The organism is Corynebacterium casei LMG S-19264, assembly GCF_000550785.1.
Classification (GTDB): domain Bacteria; phylum Actinomycetota; class Actinomycetes; order Mycobacteriales; family Mycobacteriaceae; genus Corynebacterium; species Corynebacterium casei.
The window spans coordinates 916,753-932,946 of the sequence record NZ_CP004350.1; the positions used below are offsets into that span (position 1 = coordinate 916,753).

15 protein-coding genes are annotated in these 16,194 nt (G+C 55.0%); 9 read left to right on the forward strand and 6 right to left on the reverse strand.

Annotation, left to right across the window (positions count from 1 at the left end; translation table 11 throughout):
• Positions 1–103: 103 nt before the first annotated feature.
• Positions 104–1,276, reverse strand: a complete 1,173-nt coding sequence (locus tag CCASEI_RS04370; protein WP_006821385.1) for a MalY/PatB family protein — start codon at positions 1,274–1,276, stop codon at positions 104–106.
• A gap of 30 nt (positions 1,277–1,306) precedes the next feature.
• Entirely contained in the window at positions 1,307–3,199 is a 1,893-nt protein-coding gene (locus CCASEI_RS04375; protein WP_025387247.1) for an ABC transporter ATP-binding protein, read from the reverse strand.
• Between the two features lie 128 nt (positions 3,200–3,327).
• Between CCASEI_RS04375 and CCASEI_RS04380 the strand changes: the two genes are divergently transcribed.
• Both CCASEI_RS04380 and idi read left to right on the forward strand, forming a co-directional pair.
• Positions 3,328–3,909, forward strand: a complete 582-nt coding sequence (locus CCASEI_RS04380) for a hypothetical protein (protein ID WP_006821387.1) — start codon at positions 3,328–3,330, stop codon at positions 3,907–3,909.
• On the forward strand, positions 3,909–4,460 hold the full coding sequence (gene idi / locus CCASEI_RS04385; protein WP_025387248.1) for an isopentenyl-diphosphate Delta-isomerase: 552 nt from the start codon (positions 3,909–3,911) through the stop codon (positions 4,458–4,460). The genes CCASEI_RS04380 and idi overlap by 1 nt, the downstream gene beginning before the upstream one ends.
• 66 nt (positions 4,461–4,526) lie before the next feature.
• On the opposite strand, the gene CCASEI_RS04390 is transcribed toward idi, so the two are convergent.
• Together CCASEI_RS04390 and CCASEI_RS04395 are read right to left on the reverse strand one after the other, a co-directional pair.
• Positions 4,527–5,996: an HNH endonuclease signature motif containing protein gene (locus tag CCASEI_RS04390; protein ID WP_225868441.1), complete on the reverse strand. Its 1,470-nt coding sequence runs from the start codon at positions 5,994–5,996 to the stop codon at positions 4,527–4,529.
• Positions 5,997–6,314: 318 nt separating this feature from the next.
• On the reverse strand, positions 6,315–7,664 hold the full coding sequence (locus CCASEI_RS04395) for a carboxylesterase family protein (RefSeq protein WP_025387250.1): 1,350 nt from the start codon (positions 7,662–7,664) through the stop codon (positions 6,315–6,317).
• 51 nt (positions 7,665–7,715) lie between these two features.
• Between CCASEI_RS04395 and CCASEI_RS04400 the strand changes: the two genes are divergently transcribed.
• Together CCASEI_RS04400 and CCASEI_RS04405 are read left to right on the forward strand one after the other, a co-directional pair.
• Positions 7,716–7,925, forward strand: coding sequence for a hypothetical protein (locus CCASEI_RS04400; protein WP_006822333.1), 210 nt, complete (start codon positions 7,716–7,718; stop codon positions 7,923–7,925).
• Between the two features lie 11 nt (positions 7,926–7,936).
• Positions 7,937–8,236, forward strand: a complete 300-nt coding sequence (locus tag CCASEI_RS04405) for a hypothetical protein (RefSeq protein WP_025387251.1) — start codon at positions 7,937–7,939, stop codon at positions 8,234–8,236.
• On the opposite strand, the gene malQ is transcribed toward CCASEI_RS04405, so the two are convergent.
• Positions 8,199–10,340, reverse strand: coding sequence for a 4-alpha-glucanotransferase (malQ, locus tag CCASEI_RS04410; protein WP_025387252.1), 2,142 nt, complete (start codon positions 10,338–10,340; stop codon positions 8,199–8,201). The genes CCASEI_RS04405 and malQ overlap by 38 nt on opposite strands.
• Positions 10,341–10,425: 85 nt before the next feature.
• Here malQ and CCASEI_RS04415 point away from each other — a divergent pair, with 85 nt between their 5' ends.
• From CCASEI_RS04415 to CCASEI_RS14355, 5 genes are all read left to right on the forward strand, one after another.
• Positions 10,426–12,261 carry an AMP-dependent synthetase/ligase gene (locus CCASEI_RS04415; RefSeq protein ID WP_025387253.1) on the forward strand — a complete coding sequence of 612 codons (1,836 nt, stop codon included), beginning with the start codon at positions 10,426–10,428 and terminating at the stop codon, positions 12,259–12,261.
• 172 nt (positions 12,262–12,433) lie between these two features.
• Positions 12,434–13,120 (forward strand): hypothetical protein, encoded by a 687-nt coding sequence (locus CCASEI_RS04420; protein ID WP_006822337.1) that lies wholly within the window; start codon positions 12,434–12,436, stop codon positions 13,118–13,120.
• A gap of 123 nt (positions 13,121–13,243) precedes the next feature.
• Positions 13,244–13,585 carry a hypothetical protein gene (locus tag CCASEI_RS04425; RefSeq protein ID WP_025387254.1) on the forward strand — a complete coding sequence of 114 codons (342 nt, stop codon included), beginning with the start codon at positions 13,244–13,246 and terminating at the stop codon, positions 13,583–13,585.
• 169 nt (positions 13,586–13,754) lie between these two features.
• Positions 13,755–14,237: a hypothetical protein gene (locus CCASEI_RS04430; protein ID WP_006822339.1), complete on the forward strand. Its 483-nt coding sequence runs from the start codon at positions 13,755–13,757 to the stop codon at positions 14,235–14,237.
• A gap of 269 nt (positions 14,238–14,506) precedes the next feature.
• Positions 14,507–14,950: a helix-turn-helix domain-containing protein gene (locus CCASEI_RS14355; RefSeq protein ID WP_006822340.1), complete on the forward strand. Its 444-nt coding sequence runs from the start codon at positions 14,507–14,509 to the stop codon at positions 14,948–14,950.
• Positions 14,951–14,973: 23 nt separating this feature from the next.
• Here the strand turns inward: CCASEI_RS14355 and CCASEI_RS04440 are convergent, their stop codons facing one another.
• A complete protein-coding gene (locus tag CCASEI_RS04440; RefSeq protein WP_169731174.1) occupies positions 14,974–16,053 on the reverse strand; it encodes a DUF3039 domain-containing protein in 1,080 nt (359 codons plus the stop codon).
• Between the last annotated feature and the right edge of the window lie 141 nt (positions 16,054–16,194).

Consider the following 16,194-nt stretch of genomic DNA (forward strand, 5'->3'; position numbering starts at 1 on the left):
TAGAAAGTTACAGTGAATTTAATAAGCGCAGCTTCTTGCACTTATCCAGTGTGTGGGATATTACATTCCGTGCTGTGAGATAGCAATACGGGGGCTGTTAATCTCATGCCTTTTCAATCGCAGTGGCCACGCGGTCGATGGCCTCTTCCAGAATCTCCCGCGAGGTAGCGAAGTTCAGGCGAGCCTGACCAGCGCCAATATCGCCGAAGGTCAGGCCCTCATTGAAGGCCACGCGCGCATGCTGGATGAGCCACGCGGCTGGGTATTCTTTGTCCCCAATTGCGGTGTTCCGGAAGTCCAGCCACATCAGATAGGTGGAATCAGGACGGGAAGTAATGAGCCCTGGAATGCGCTTTGGCAGCTCTTCTACCAGCCAGTCGCGGGTCTCGCGCAGGTAGTCCACTTCTTCTTCCAAGTGGGAGATGCCGTCGCGGTATGCAGCTTCAGCGGCGATGATGCCCAGGGTGCCCACGCCGTCTTGGGCAACGTGAGGCAAGCTGTTCCAGATTTCTACGTCCTTGTCATTGGAGAAGATAATCTGCGCGCACTTGAGGCCAGCGAAGTTCCATGCCTTGGACGTTGCAGTCACGGTCATCGTCACGCGCGCCGCGGTCTCTGATAGGCCCGCGATGGAGATGTGCTGGCCCTCGTAAACCAACGGCGCGTGAATCTCATCAGATAGGATGCGGGCATCATATTTATCGGCGAGGGCAACGAGCTCACTCAAGTGCTCTTCATCAAAGACATAGCCCAAAGGGTTGAACGGATTTGCCAACAGAATGGAGCCGGCGCCTTCCGCAAACGCCTTTTCAATTGCCTCGAGGTCTAAGCGCGGCTTTTCGCCTTCCTTCAAGTCACCGTTGGCTGGGCTAATGCCGACATCAATACGCTCACGTCCAGCAGTCTCAGGCAGCTCGAGGAATGGTGGATAAGCCGGCAGCGGCACAACCACTGGGGAATCAGGACGAGTGAAGTACTGGATTCCCAGCAGCAGGCCACGGACAACGTCACCAATCCAGAAGACCTTCTTAGCGTCAGGACGCCAGCCATAGCGAGCGTCATGGAAATCAGCGACCGCCTCACCGAGACCAACAGCGTTGGCCGCTGGGCTGTAGCCGAAGCATTCACGCTCGGTGTAATCCAGGATTACCTTTTTCACCGCCGGCGCGGTGGGGAAGTCAGACTCCGCAATAAACAGGGGGAGTACATCGGGCTCAAATTGAGTCCACTTGCGGGTAAATCGGGCACGTAATTCATCTTGAGTAGGAAACTTCATGATTTCTACCCTAGTACTCCCGCGCGCAGCTTAGTCCTCGTGCTCTACTTCTTCGTCTCTCGTCTCAGACTCACGGGAGAAGCCGAACTTCTTCAACCTGGCGCGGTCGGCTGCCGATGTCGAGGCGGTGAGCTTGAGCAACTGCGCATAAATACCGCCGGTGGTGGACAGATACTCCGGCGATCCCTTCTCATCCACCACGCCCTTGTCCAAGGTGATAATGGTGTCCACGTTCGCAATGGTGGACAGGCGGTGGGCAATGATCAGCGTGGTGCGGTCTTTCATGAGCTCTTCCAGACCAGCCTGAACTGCACGTTCAGACTTGGTATCCAACGCAGAGGTAGCCTCATCGAGCACCAGGATTGGGGCGTCTTTAAGCATCACGCGCGCTACTGCCACGCGCTGTTTCTGCCCGCCAGACAGGCGCAGACCACGCTCACCAATGACGGTCTCATAACCATTAGGGAAGGCCTGAATAAATTCGTGGGCATTGGCGCGTTTGGCAACCTCGATAATCTCTTCATCGCTCGCACCCGGCTTGCCGTAGGCAATGTTTTCGCGAATAGAACCAGAGAACAAGAACGCCTCCTGGAAGACCACGCCGACTGAGGCACGCAGGCGCGCAGCCGTCAGCTCACTCGCATCGTGCCCCAGCACATTCAAGGTGCCGTGGCTTGGGTGGTACAAGCCCAACATGAGGTTGACCAGCGTGGACTTGCCGCCGCCGGACTCACCCACCAAAGCCACCTTTTCGCCCTTGCGCGCGTTAAAGCTCACGCCCTTAATCACGGGCTTGTCTTCTTCATAGGCGAAGGTGACATCGTCGAAGGAGAAGATCGGCGAGGAGGCATCGGCAGGCAATGGCAATGGCTTCACCTGGGTGGTGTTGAGCTGTGGCTCATTGATTGCACGGGTTGCCTCCACCAAGGTCTTATCCACGGTGGGTTCTACTTCTTGTTCCATGACCTGGAAGTACTCGCGGGAGCCGCCGATGGCGCGCTGCGCAGTATCAACCATCCAGCTCATCATGAACACCGGCTGCTTAGCCATGGTGACCATCTGAATCAGCATGACCATGTCACCGATGGAGAAATGCCCCTCTAAGGTGCGCCAGAAAATCACGGCGTAGATACCGAAGAAGACAACCGCCATCGCTACGGAACGGAAAGTGTCCATGACGTGCCACCAACGCGACTGCGGGCGGGTGGTGTCCACAAAGCCTGCGTAGTGCTTGGAAAAGACATCCAGTTCCCGGACTTCGGCCACAAAGGACTTGGTCACCTTCATCTGCCCAACCACCTCAGCAAAGCGGCCATTGGCAACATCGATGTGCTCGTTCTTGGTCTTCTCAAACTTCAACCAGCGCTTCGAAGTCAGCGCCGTCAGCCACATGTAAATGGGGAACAAGATCGCCAACAAGATGGCCAGCGGCCAGTAATAGAAGGCCGTGATGATCAAAATGGCGACGACCTGAATGATCATCGTGAAGAAGTTATTAGAGAAAGACTGCAGAAACTGCGTGATGAACATGATTGAGCGGTCCAGGCGCGCAATGATGGTGCCAGTGACCTGGTTATCGTAATAACCCTGCGGCAAGCTCAGCAGCTTCGCATAATAGCGGGTGGACAGAATCTGCCGCAGGCGAGAAATCATCACATCGCCGATGTAGCCGCCGACGTTGGAAACAACGCCGTTTAAGGCATCGGCAAGCAAAAGCAACAAAGCAAAGCCCAACACGGTAGCCAACGCCGTGGAAACGGACAAGCCGCCATCGAGGGATTCAACAATGGTGTCCGTCGCTTCGCGGACAAGAAAAGGGGAAGCCAACGCCAAGGCCGCACCAACGGCCGAGGTGATAATAACTCCAACATAAAAGGGCCACAATGCTTGCGCATTCTTCAAAATTTTGGCCAGAGAGTTCACGAACTAATACTCCAGAGATTTAATTTAAGACATGGGGATATCCAGACAGGAAAGTATGCCATCTTTGCGCAATCGATGCCTTGGTTTGTGAGTGGGTAGACTAAGCTGCGGTTTAAGAAGTTTGCGTCATGTCAGAAGGGAAACGTCCTCCAGTGCCATCATCCCGCGCCGTTTTATCCACCATCGCCAGCATTTCCATCGCTGGTGTAGCCCTCGCGGGCTGTTCCTTTTTTGACCCTGAGCCCTCCGGCTTGGGCTCCGATGAGGACCTGGTGGTGGAGACTTCTGAAGTTCCCCAATACCAGCCGGAAGACACCGATGATGAGCTAGTCACCGGTGACTTGACCAACCCGGTGGAGGACGAAGGCTACGGCGTGACCTGGTGGAATCAAGGCGTGCACCAGGACAACATCACCGGCTCCGTATTAACCATCAAGGTTCGCAACAACAATGATTTGCCCTTGCCTGCCGATGCCATTTCCGACCCCGTCCTCGAAGTCGCCGACGGCAACGGCGGCTGGACCGGCATTGACCTTTTGCCTTATGACCCAGAGGTCAACACCAACCTGATGGCACCTGGCCTGGACCGCCCACTCGGTGCTGGCGCGACCACCAACCTGCAATACCGCTTCGATGTCGCGCCGGGCAACCTGTGGAATGCGCGCTTGAGCATCGGCAACGTCGTGTGGGAAGGAGACATGAACCTATGATGGAAGAAGTAGTCATCCTCGCGGATGAAAACGGTCAACCTGCCGGCACTGAAAACAAGCTGGTGGTGCACACCGCCAACACCCCTCTGCATTTTGCATTCTCTGCCTGGCTGGTTCGCGATGGCCAGGTGCTGCTCACCCGCCGCGCACTGACCAAGCAGACCTGGCCGGGTGTGTGGACCAACTCTTTCTGCGGCCACCCTGCACCTGGTGAAACCAACGCCGAAGCAGTCCTGCGCCGCGCCGAGTTTGAGCTGGGCATCAACCCAGCTGACCTCGAAGAACCACAAGAAGTCCTGCCTGATTTCTCCTACCGCGCCGTGGATTCCTCTGGCATCGTGGAAAATGAAATTTGCCCGGTCTTCATCACCACCCTCAAATCCGGTGCCGAGTACGAACCCAACCCCGCGGAAGTTGATTCCCAACTCTGGGTCGACATCGACCAAGTAATCGCCGCCGTTAAGGCCGCTCCCGGCGTATTCTCACCATGGATGGTGGAAGAGCTCGCATTCGACGAACTCCAGAAAGCGCTCACTGCCACGCTTTCTTGACCGACGCTTGACTCCGTCTTAGCCCTAGGAAAGATTTCGTGTTTTTGCGAAATTTCTTGAAGGGGTTTAGAACGGTGGGTCTTCTGGGCTGGTGGGAGTCTTGACTGTTTGCTCGGTTTCTTCTTGTTCTTTTTGTTTCGTGATTTTGTAGGCGAGTTCTTGTGCGAGCTTTTCGGCTTCTTTTAGTATTCGGCGTTCGTTTTCTTCACGTTCGTGCTCGAGTTTCTTCTTCTGGATCCGGGCCCATGGTGCGATATCGTCACTGACATCTAGGTCGATGCCTAGTTTGTGTATGGCTTCTAGCAGCATGAACACATTGTCATTAGCCAGTAGTGGGTTATTACCGTGTAGGTTTCCTTCGCGCATGAGCGCTTGAGCAAGTTTCACGTCATCGACCCAGAGTTCATCGATAATGTCGCGGTGGTCTTGCTCGCGCCTATCTGCTTCAGCGCGCTGTGTGTAATACTCATCGATATCATCGGCCAGCTCATGCGCTCTGTCTTGCGCGTTTTTGCGCCGTGCGGCAATTTTTTGCTCGAAGGTCTGCAGCCAGCGCTTTGCACCGGTACCGATCGGACCGTCTTGTGCGGTATCTGAGACCCAGGAGCCGTCTTCAAACAACCAGTAGACAACATCCGATATCGGGTCGACGATGTACATCGCGCGGGTATCAGTCTTAATGTTGTGGTGGTGCTGACACAGTGCAAACAGGTTTGCTGGTGAGGTGGGTCCGCCTTCTGCATAGTTGTGGCGGTGATCGAGTTGGCAGTTGTGTGCGGCAACATTGCAGCCTGGCCAACGACAGGTCCCATCACGACCTTCGACAAACGTACGTATTGCATCGGTGGGCTGATAGCTTGCGGTTTCAGCGTGCGCAGCCTCATCCGCGTCGATGAAGGTAGCGCCTTCGCGGAGCTTTTCCACGGTTTCAGGGCCCACCCAACCAACACCTTGTAAATAGGCTGGTGCGTTCTCGATGTCTTTCGCGGTAAACAACACCAGCTTGGTCACCGCATCCTTGGCCGGGTAGTCACCGCTTAAGACCTGGAGCATGGCTTCGGCACGGGAAATACCGAGTGCGGTGGCGGTGGCTTTAATACAGTCTTCTGCTTTTTGAATCTCATCATGCGGTGCTTCGACCGCCAATGAGGACGAGTTAGCGGTGAGTTTGCTTTTCACCGCGCGGCGCTGGGGTCGTGGATCTTTAACCGGTATCCGGTCATCAAACTCGTTAACTAACTGGCGCACACGTTGGGCGATACGGTCTGGGGTGGGAAGTTGCTGGTTTTCGATACGTGGGGTGAGATACCGGGCTATTTTGGCATCAATCTCAGAAATAACCTCTTCCCCAGCATCCGGCCCCAGTTTGGACATCGCGGTATCGATAGCGACGATACGTGGGAAATCCAGATGCCAGTGCTGTTCAAGCACCGCATATAACTGTGGTAGCTCACGCGTTAAACGCTGCAATGCCAACAGTGTTTTAGTGACCGTGTTCGGGCTTTGACCGCAGTGCCGGGCGCACTGTTCGGTCACGAGTTCGAAATCTTCTTCTAACGCTGGAATTAGCTTTAACCACGCGGCGTATTCTGCGCGGCGGGTGGATAAATAGAGTTGGGCTAACGGTTTATTATGGTTACAAACTGCATAAAAGGGTGTGCTCATAACTTTCTCATCTGTTTAGAACTGGTTTTCTATAACCATAATACGAGCACCGGACACCACAAATCCAGTCGAACAAACAATCGAAACCGTTTCGTTATCAAAGTTTCGACGCCCTGCGTTCATGCAGTATGACCGTGTAAGACAAAAGAACCCAAGCGCAGTGTGCGCTCAGGTTCTCATCGGCAAGTGCTAATTGCGGTCTATTTCCTCAACATTCATGGGGTATGCGTTGTAGAGGTAATCCAGCGTGCCTTTTTCAAGCTTTTGCTCGCCGGTTTCGAGGTTGAAGGTCATCACTGTGCGCTTGTCCTCTTCGGACGTGGCGCGGTAGGGCGGAAGGCCTTCTGGTTTGCCGGTTTTGATGAAGGACTGGACCCAGTTGTTGAGCTTGCGGGAGGTCTCCGCCTTCTTTTCATCGCGGATGTCAACGCCGTGTACGCCGAAGAGGTAGCGCAGTTCATCGCAGTGCAGCGCTGGCTTGGTGGACTTGGTAAATTCCAGCATCCAGGTCTGGCCTTGAGCGGCATCACCGGCCCATGCGACCCAGCGGCGGATTTGGGTATCGCCGATGCTGCGGCCCATGATGCGGTCTGGGTCGATCTTTTCAGCCTCATACTTCCACAGGTCATAGGACTCTTTGCGCATGCCCATCAAGATGATGGCCTTCTTGATGATCCAGCGTTTGAACCAGCCATCTTTCAGATTATCGGCCCATTTGCCGCCGATGTCGTGGTAGAACTCGTCACGGGTGGAGGCTAGGAGCACTGGGACATCAGCAAGCTCATTGGGATCGAAAGGTGCAGGGCCCAGCGCCATGTCCAGTAGATAGCGCGTGCGGAAAAGCTTGAAGGTGCGGGCAAGGCGTTTTGGAGAGGCCTTCTCAAAAGCCTCACGGGTGATGGGCTTGCCAAAGAAAGTGCGCAGCGTGCCTTTGCGTTGGGAGAAAGAATGACGCGGGTAGCACGGGGAAATGGCAATGACGCGGCGGAAGCTGCCGCGGTAGTGGTCTTTGCGCATCAGCCACAGCGCGGTGGTCGCACCGGCGGACTGGCCAACAACGGTGACATTGGTGGGGTCGCCGCCGAAAGCTTCGATGTTTTTCTGAATCCATTCCAGACCCATCTGGCAGTCATCGATGCCGCGGTAGGAATGTGGCTCATCGCCCTTGAATTGTGCGAGTCCCTCAAACCCGACGCGGTAGCCCAGCTGCACCTGGACTACACCTTGGTGGGCATTCGCGGTGCCTTCCGCGCGCGGGTCTTCGTGGGTGCCGGACTCAAAACGGCCGCCGTGAATATAGACCAGCACTGGGTAGTCAGCGCCCGGGCGGGCATCGTCTGGCGTGGTGATGGACAAAGCGATGGCTTCGGGGCGTTTGATGGTGGCATCAATGACGCGCTCAGGGGTGAATTGCACTGGCTGCGCTGGGGCGAAGCGGGAGGGAAGATCCACAAAATCGAGGGAGTGGAAGTAGTTGACGCCATCACGGCTTAAGCCTTTGAAAATTCCAGCTGGAGCATGAGCGAGCACAGTAGACATGGTTATGCAGTTTAGCGGTTAATGGCCAGGCTTAAGTTATTATCAATCGCAATGGATTGGTTTGTGGAATTTAGCGATGCGCTCACCCAGCCGTTTGCGACGGCTCCGGTGTGGCAGCAGATGGGCACCATCATTGTGGTGGGTGTGCCGGCCATGATCGTGCTGGCATGGGTGTTGATGCTTGTCATTGACCTGCTCACCCAGTGGGTTAAGCGTGGGTGGCAGCGCACGGTTTCGTCCGTTTCTTCCCCCAACAGCTAAGATAGAGCACTGTGTCAACGCCAGAACCCAATCCCGACAACGCCACCGCCAAGAACTCAGAATCAGAGCGCGTGGGTTTTGACGACGTTCAGCCGTTTAACCTGGACCCAAGCTATGACCCGCGGGAGGGTCTGTGGGACCCGGAGCGCGACCCCGAGCGTGAAGAAGTAGCCGACGCTGTGCCGGAGCCAGCACCGCCAGTGCCGGTGGTCAAACGCAAACGCGCGCTGCCGAAGTCGTGGGTGAAGGTTACCCTGCGCGCGATGTTCGTACTTATTCTCCTCGCAGCGCTGTGGGGCCTCTTTTACTAGTCGCGGCGATGGCTTTGAACAGGGAATTCTTGGCCAAGTCTTCAATGAGTACGGGCTTGCCCGCTGAATCACACAGCGGGATGCACCAGTTGGGGTAGAGGTCGCTGGTGGTGCCCGGCTGGTTTTGTGCGCGGATATCGCCCACCATGTCCACAAGGTTGGTGCAGGTGAGAGCTGATGGAGTACCGGCAATAAACGCGTGCAGGGCACCCATAAGTTGGGTGGGGTTGCCGCGATCTGCGCGCGAGAGGTTGGCGAAGTCGCGTTCAGGGAGCAAACCGGTCTCAGAGAGGAGGTGGAGGACTTGTGCCTGGAATGCCATGTCTTCGGCTGCTTCTTCTTCCGCCGGGCGGGTGAAGAGACCGAGGCGGTCGCGCAACGTGATGTGTTCACCGCCAAGATAAGCCAAAGTTGGCGGCAGGTCGTGCGTGCCCACAGAAGACATGGCGAGCGGGCGGTATTGGTCCTGAGCTAGGGGAGCGCCGTTGTCCTCGCGTTCAAACCACACGATGGAAGTGCCCATAAAGCCCTTGTCACTCAACGTGCCCTGAATCCAGGGTTCCATGGTGCCCAGATCCTCACCAATCACCACGGCGCCGGCGCGTTCGGCTTCGAGCGCCAGGATGCCCAGCATGGCCTCAAAGTCATAGGCCACATAAGTACCGGTGGTTGGCGGAGACATGCGCGGAATCCAGAACAGGCGGAATAATCCCAGAATGTGATCGACGCGGACACCGCCGGAATTGCGCAGTACCGTAGCCAGCATGTCCCGCCATGGTTGGTAGCCAGCCTCCGCCAGGTGCACTGGGTTCCATGGCGGTTGGGACCAGTCTTGGCCTTGCTGGTTGTAATCATCTGGTGGCGCGCCAACGGAGGCTTGTGGCGTGAGGTATTCGCTGAGAATTTCCGCATCGGCACCACCTGGGTGCACGCCCACGGCCAGGTCAGTGATGATGCCAATCTTCATCCCGGCATCAAGGGCGCGTTGGTGTGCGGCGCCGAGCTGTTCATCGCAAAGAAACTGCAGCCAGGAATAAAAGGCCACGGAGTTAGCTTGTTCTTCCTCATCATCGGCGGCGTGGTGCCCGGATAGTGCTTCCTTGCGCGCGCACCACTGCGCGAAGCGGGCAAGGCCCTCGCCTTCGCGACGGGTAAAATCCTTAAATTTCTTTTGGCGCGCTTCAGTGTGCTGGAGAGCAAAAAGCTCACGCAGCACCGCCAGTTTGGCTTCAAAGATAGGGTTGCGTTCAATCGGTTCCGCGCTCCGGTTGCGCCCACGGAACTCGGCGGCGATCTCTTCGACGTCTGCGCGCAGGTCGGCATCGAGAAGCTCAAGCTCGGGGATGTCTTCAATGCGCAGGTAGATGGGGTTGATAAAACGCCTGGTCGTAGGCAGATATGGAGAATCTTCCACAGGTGGTTCTGGCTCAGCCGCGTGCAGCGGGTTAATCAGCAGGAAGTCGGCGCCCGCCTCACGCGCAGCAACTTCGGCCAGCTCCCCCAAGTCCCCGAAATCGCCCATGCCCCAGGATTTCTGAGAGCGCACGGAATATAGCTGCGCCATCACGCCGGAGACAGGGGAGTCCACGAACTTATCGGCGGTGCTCAAACGCTGCGGGGTAATAATCAGCGGGCAGGTGTACTCGCGCTCAAAGCCATCAGAGCGCAGCACCAGTTGATGAAAGCCCAACGGCAGGTCACCCGGGATGTGGAAGGTGGCCTCGCCCCACAACGTGTCATCGACAGTCACTGCGGCAGAGTCGTTGGCGTCTTGATAGACCTCTCGCTCACTGCCATCCTCGAGTGCAACGTGCACAAGGGCCGAAGCGCCGTCATGAACATGCACATTGAAGGACTTCTCCGTACCTGACGGCGCCACTACCGCAGAAGGTAGTGGGCGCGAGGAGCGCGCAAGATAGTCCAAATACAAACGGTTAGTAAGCTCGTCCTCATCCGGTTCGGCGGATAAGTTCACGTCCAAAGCGCGAAGAGTGTACTCCAGCGTGGCATCCGAAACGTCAATCCACTGGCCACCTTGAGAAAAATAGCCGACGGAAATGTCGTGGTTGCTCGCGAGTTCTTCCAATAACTGGCGGTATGTCACACCAAGCTATTCTGCCACACAAGATGCATTGATAAGCTGGGAAGAGTTATTTTCCTTGTGAAGCCATATGGAAGGCCGTCAACGCATGCCCCTGCAAGAAACCCATACTCCCGCAGAATTTGAAATCCTCCCTAATGAAACCTGTCTAACCGCGCTGATGGACACGGCGAAAGCGCGTCCACATGGCGTGATGTTTACCCGCCCGGCAAATTATGAGTGGGTTAATGTTACAGCCAAAGAGTTCATCCGTGAGGTATTCGATGTTGCTAAGGGCATCATCGCCGCGGGCGTGAACCAGGGTGATCGGGTCATTATTATCTCGGAGACCCGCTATGAGTGGTCATTGTTGGACTTTGCTATTTGGGCCGCAGGTGCGGTGTCGGTTCCGGTTTATCCTTCTTCTTCACTGTCACAGGTTCGCTGGATGACCGAGGATTCAGGTGCGGTCTTAGCCATTACAGAGAGCAAGGACCACACCGAGTTAGTGCAGCATTTGCTTGTCGATGCCTCGGGCAATCCAGTTCTTTCTGGCTCGACTTCTAAGCTGCGCCGCATCCTGGAGATTAATTCCTCGGCGGTGGACACTTTGAAGTTTGAGGGACGTTCCTTAAAGGATGAGGAAGTTCAGGCGCGTATTGCGGCGACCTCTTCTGATGACTTGGCGTCTTTGGTCTATACCTCCGGCACCACCGGTAAGCCCAAGGGCTGCATTTTGACCCACGCGAACTGGCTGGCTGAGGCGCGCGGGCTGTTGACCAATCCTATTGGCGCGATTGCCGTGCCGGGCTCGCGCGTACTGACCTTCCTGCCGATGGCGCATGTGTTCTCCCGCGCGGTATCTCTGGCGGTGGCGATTGGTGGCGCGACGCAGAACCACTGGTCGGATTTCTCTACGCTGTCGATGGAATTCCAGCGCTCCCGCCCGAACCTAATTCTGGGAGTGCCTCGCGTGTTTGAAAAGGTGCGTAACTCCGCGGCGCAAAAGGCTGCCGATGGCTCCGCTTTCAAGCGCGGCATTTTCGAGCAAGCCGAGCAAACTGCCATTGAATACTCCAAGGCGTTGGATACTCCAGAAGGTCCAAACCGCGTGCAAAAGACGAAGCACCGCCTGTTTGACCGTCTGGTGTACTCCAAGATTCGTGATGGCGTGGGCGGCTCGGTGCACTACTGCATTACTGGTGGCTCGGCCATGAGCCAGGACCTGTTGCACTGGTTCCGCGGCATCGGCGTGCCGGTTTATGAAGGCTATGGCCTGACTGAGGTAGCAGCGGCTGCTGCGGTGGACTTTGATGACCAGCAGATTGGTACCGTCGGCCCACCGATTGGCGGCATGACCATTCGCACCAATGAAGACGGCGAGATTATGGTGAAGGGCCCAACCGTGTTCGCTGGCTACTGGAACAATGACGAAGCCACCCAAGAATCCATGGAAGGCGAGTGGTACAACACCGGTGACTTGGGTGAGATTCTGGCCAACGGCAAGTTGATGATTACAGGCCGCAAGAAGGATCTGATTGTTACCGCCGGTGGCAAGAATGTTTCTCCTGGCCCAATGGAAGATATCCTGCGCGCGCACCCACTGGTGTCCCAGGCCATGGTGGTCGGTGATGGCAAGCCATTCGTCGGCATGCTGGTGACGTTGGATCCGGATGCGCTAAAGCGTTGGAAGCTGACCCACAACATTCCGGAAAACCGTCAGATCAAGGACATGGCTACTGACCCGCAGCTGCGCGCGGAAATCCAAGATGCCGTCAATGATGTCAACGCCACCGTGTCGCACGCGGAGGGAATCAAGAAGTTCTACATCCTAGAAACTGATCTGACTGAAGAAGAAAATGAGCTCACCCCAACGCTCAAGGTCAAGCGCAACGTGGTGGCGCAACGCTACGCGCACGCGATTGATCACCTCTACACCCGCTGATCCCCCGCAAAAGATGTTGGCTGTGAATTTTCGGAGTGTCTAACAGAAATCCGTCAGGATTTGGAATAAAGTCAGTCGCGTTAACCATCACCCTCAAGTTCAACTTGAGGGTCAAGTCAAATGGCTTGAGATCAACTATTGGGCGTACATTGCGGAAAGGTAGGCCGAGCCAATGCACAAGATTGCCGCCGAGCTTCGGCACCGCGAACTAACCCAAGAGATCTACAACATCGGGGATGAAGTAGCTCAGTACATTGAGAACCTCATTGAGGCGATTGAAGACTGGGACGCAGACTTGGCACTGGACTGCCTGGCTGAAATCGGCGATATTGTGGAGGATGCTCGCGTAGATTCGGGTCGCTGCGTGGGTGAGCTCATTGGCTTGCGCCAAGCACTGATTTCGGGTCTGCGCTCAGGCACCATCTCTGCAGCTGCATCGGGTCACAATGACGTGGAAGCACCGCACGCATTCAATGCGCGCACACTCGAAGCGGATTATCCAATTGATGGCCCGCCGGTAGCAGTGCACCAGTTGGCTGCTGCATTGCAGGACCGTACCGCTGCGACCGTGGATTACCTGCGTGACGTGGTGGAATACGTGCTGAATCAGACCGATGCCGTGGCGCGAAATCTGGACATGGTGTCTTTGCCTCAGCTGTATAACCGCACCGGCAAGCAGGTTGTGGCTGCTGCCCACGGCTGGCACCGTACCGTGGTGGATTCCCACCCGGCGTATGTGCGCACCATGCGTGGGCATAACCCGCCAGCATTTTTGGAGGAGCGCGAGCGAATTGACCGCATTGTTGCCAAGGTTGCCGCGAAGCGTGCTGCGGCTAAGCGCGCCGCCACCACTGCATAATATTAGCGTGTTTTCGCCACCGTAGTGCACTTTCTCTGTTAGGGTATTGATCGTGCCTGCTGCAGTTCTGCAAGGACGAGGCGGGTTGTAAAAGAAAACCCTACATAAGGAAAGATTTGTAATATGCGTTCCATTCGTACTTCCCTGATCGCTGCAACCACCGCTGCTGCGGTTGCTTTCTCCGCTACTCCTGCTTTCGCACAGGGATCCGCAGAGGGCTCTGCCGTTGGTTCTTCCGGATCTTCCACCGTTGCTGAGAGCTCCAACGCAACCGAGTCCCAGCTCAACGTTTGGGGTTCTTCCAAGGACTTCGACAACGCAAATGACTTTGACAAGCTGACCTACGTCTACGTCATCGGCTCTGTTGCTGCTCTGGCTGGCGGCGCTGCTGCATTTGCTTCCCAGACCCCACAGGCACGTGCAATCGCTGAGCAGTTCAACGTTGAGCTGCCACGTTTCTTCTAATCTCTAATTCGTAGAAGCACTTCCAAGCTCCGGTCCGCGCAGGAAAATCTGCGCTGGCCGGAGCTTATTTCGTTGCGAAAACTCCATTGGATAGTTCGCAATTGAAACTTGCTAATCTAACTTCCTTGGTGGTTTAAGATTCTCATTAAAGACTGAGACCTTTGGAGAAATGATGAGTTTAGGCGACTTCAACATCAGCCCCGAAACCCAGGCGAAGTTAGATTCTGGAGAACTGACGATCGATGGGCTATCTTTCAGATCAACTACGACAAATAAATACTCGGACTATGCCCCTTATGTCGGTTCTTCACTTGAATTTGAGCTCGACTACCCGGCCGAACCATTAGATGACGGGGACGGCGAAGCAGGGGATGCGCCAACACTCGGAGAGGTACTCGTTCAGATTGCTGCTGCGGCTGCGCTTGTTGGTGTCGTTAAGGGGGCTTATGTTGTCAAGAACAATGCGCCGCGGTGGATTGAATCCATAAAACAGAAGCGAAGCAAGAAGCAATCTGAAGAGAGTGCTCCCAAAGCAATCGAAAGCAAACCTGTTGTAGATCACGCCATAATCTATGGTCTCAATCCCGACAAAGAGTCAGATCAGGAACTGACCGATGATACGAACGTTCCAGACGAACAGCAGAATCCGTAGTTTCGTTTGGTGAGTGACCGTGGTGTTGAGGATTCACTAGAGCACCTGGCCGGCAATGGGCCGGGAAATTTCGCGAATTTGCGAAATTACTTTCTTATGAGCGTAACTTTGCTGGCTTCCAGCAAAGCAGTGGCGATGAACTCGGTCAGTTGCACTCAAGCAAGTCTTCAACGGAGCGTCCCCCGAATACCCCCGATAAACGATCAATCCGGTTTACAAATCGACCCGCCTGGCGTTACAGTTATTACAGATAGAAACTGGAGGTGACCATGTCCGACGCTATGATTGCTCAATTTAGTCAGAATGAAATCACGGGAAGAGATCGTGAGCTCGCGGAAGAGCTAATTGCTAATGCTCCAAAAGATTCGAGCATCGCGCAATTGCTACAGCGCATTTTGGCTTCGACGGACCGCGGAATCGACATCACTGTATTAGCAGCGGATGGTGAAGTCACTCCAAATCAAGCCGCCTCACTCTTGAATATGAGCCGTCCTCACCTATTGTCTTTCATGGACACCGGAGAACTACCATTCCACCGCGTTGGTGAAACGCAGAAACACAGAAAGATTAAGATGAGCGACCTTCGAGTCTTTATGGCTGCCCGAGATGCGGGTAAGCAAATTACTGCTGATGCGTTACATGCTTCTTCATCGAATTCTGAGATTGTAGAACCGCTGTCTCCGGAAGAGATTGGCGAACTCGAAAGCCTTTAGGGTTAGCCTCGTGGGAATGCGCGCTAGCTTTTCGGGTTGGCGGATTTCTTTAAATTTGAAATTGCCTGCGCCCAGGGTTCTTCTGCCTCGCACTTGGAACACACGGGAAGATCTGGATGAGTCTGAGCGTCCCCGATTGGCACCCACCATTGACCGCAAACAGCTTGTACCGCAGAGCCCTGAACGTATGCTTCCGTGAGCAAGGATTTGAAGCCGTAGTGGAGCACTTTAGGTTTAGGAGGTATGGCCTCAAAACCTTTGGTGCGTTCTTTGCCTAGCCCGAGCAACTGCATGATCATTGCTTGCGTGACGAGAATATCGAGAGTGAAGTCCCTGAGGTATAGAGACTCGATCATGGTCTCATCTGGCTGTAGAAAACCGGCAATTAGTCGAATTAGTTCGCTTCGAGTCTGATAGGACATCGAAGAATCTAGAAATTTGAGGCGGATGGTGCTCAAGTCTTCGTGGGCCTCAGTTGGGTCTGTCTCCTGGTCGACAATCTTGTTTACTGATACGTGGATGACAGCATCTTTATATTCTGATTTTTCGGGCATCGAGATTTGAGAACCTTTGGCGCCTATCGCAATTTCTTGCAAAGAGTCAATTACAGCATCCAGAACCTGTTGATGGAGCGACTGCGCAGCTACTCGTTGAATGCCCATCTTCCTAACACGTAGATCCAACTGAGACGGGCCCAGCGCTCCAGATCTTAATCCCTTAACGATGGCGTTGGGTCCCGAGCTATGAAATCGATCATGGCGGTCTGCATAAATGAGCCAGGCATCTGCACCATCGTCAGGACAGATTACGGCGCCTCTCCAAGCTGCTCCTGTACGACTTCGCACTTCATAAACGGGTGTGCCAGCTTTAGATGACGTGCTCTTGTGTAAATCTAGAGTTCCCCTCTGGAATCCTTTTCGAGCGTCGTCGAGGAGGTCTTCATCGGAAATGGCGAATTCAAATGCACGGACGAGGTGACCCACTTTTTGTTCGAAGTCGGAGACTCTTCGAGCGGCTTCATATTCAGATTTTGTTCGAGCAGAAAGCATGTCTGCTTTGTAGAGAGTTTTAAGTACATCGACTGTTGGCCAAACGCGCATCATAGGAGAATAGATTACTAGAGCGTTCGGACAAGTTGTCATGTATGCACTAATTGAGTGTCACAGTACTAGTTCGACAGCGTTTTGGGGATTCTGGCGGCTTCTGGGGTGATTGTGGAGTAGCCTTTCTGGGTGGCAAACCGT

What these genes read in the sequence shown, in the direction of transcription:
- CCASEI_RS04440 (WP_169731174.1), bottom strand. Translation starts at nt 16,053, where the DNA reads ATGATGCGCGTTTGGCCAACAGTCGATGTACTTAAAACTCTCTACAAA.
- CCASEI_RS04400 (WP_006822333.1), top strand. Translation starts at nt 7,716, where the DNA reads ATGGATTGGTTTGTGGAATTTAGCGATGCGCTCACCCAGCCGTTTGCG.
- CCASEI_RS04415 (WP_025387253.1), top strand. Translation starts at nt 10,426, where the DNA reads ATGCCCCTGCAAGAAACCCATACTCCCGCAGAATTTGAAATCCTCCCT.
- CCASEI_RS04380 (WP_006821387.1), top strand. Translation starts at nt 3,328, where the DNA reads ATGTCAGAAGGGAAACGTCCTCCAGTGCCATCATCCCGCGCCGTTTTA.
- CCASEI_RS14355 (WP_006822340.1), top strand. Translation starts at nt 14,507, where the DNA reads ATGTCCGACGCTATGATTGCTCAATTTAGTCAGAATGAAATCACGGGA.
- idi (WP_025387248.1), top strand. Translation starts at nt 3,909, where the DNA reads ATGGAAGAAGTAGTCATCCTCGCGGATGAAAACGGTCAACCTGCCGGC.
- CCASEI_RS04420 (WP_006822337.1), top strand. Translation starts at nt 12,434, where the DNA reads ATGCACAAGATTGCCGCCGAGCTTCGGCACCGCGAACTAACCCAAGAG.
- CCASEI_RS04430 (WP_006822339.1), top strand. Translation starts at nt 13,755, where the DNA reads ATGATGAGTTTAGGCGACTTCAACATCAGCCCCGAAACCCAGGCGAAG.
- CCASEI_RS04425 (WP_025387254.1), top strand. Translation starts at nt 13,244, where the DNA reads ATGCGTTCCATTCGTACTTCCCTGATCGCTGCAACCACCGCTGCTGCG.
- CCASEI_RS04395 (WP_025387250.1), bottom strand. Translation starts at nt 7,664, where the DNA reads ATGTCTACTGTGCTCGCTCATGCTCCAGCTGGAATTTTCAAAGGCTTA.
- CCASEI_RS04370 (WP_006821385.1), bottom strand. Translation starts at nt 1,276, where the DNA reads ATGAAGTTTCCTACTCAAGATGAATTACGTGCCCGATTTACCCGCAAG.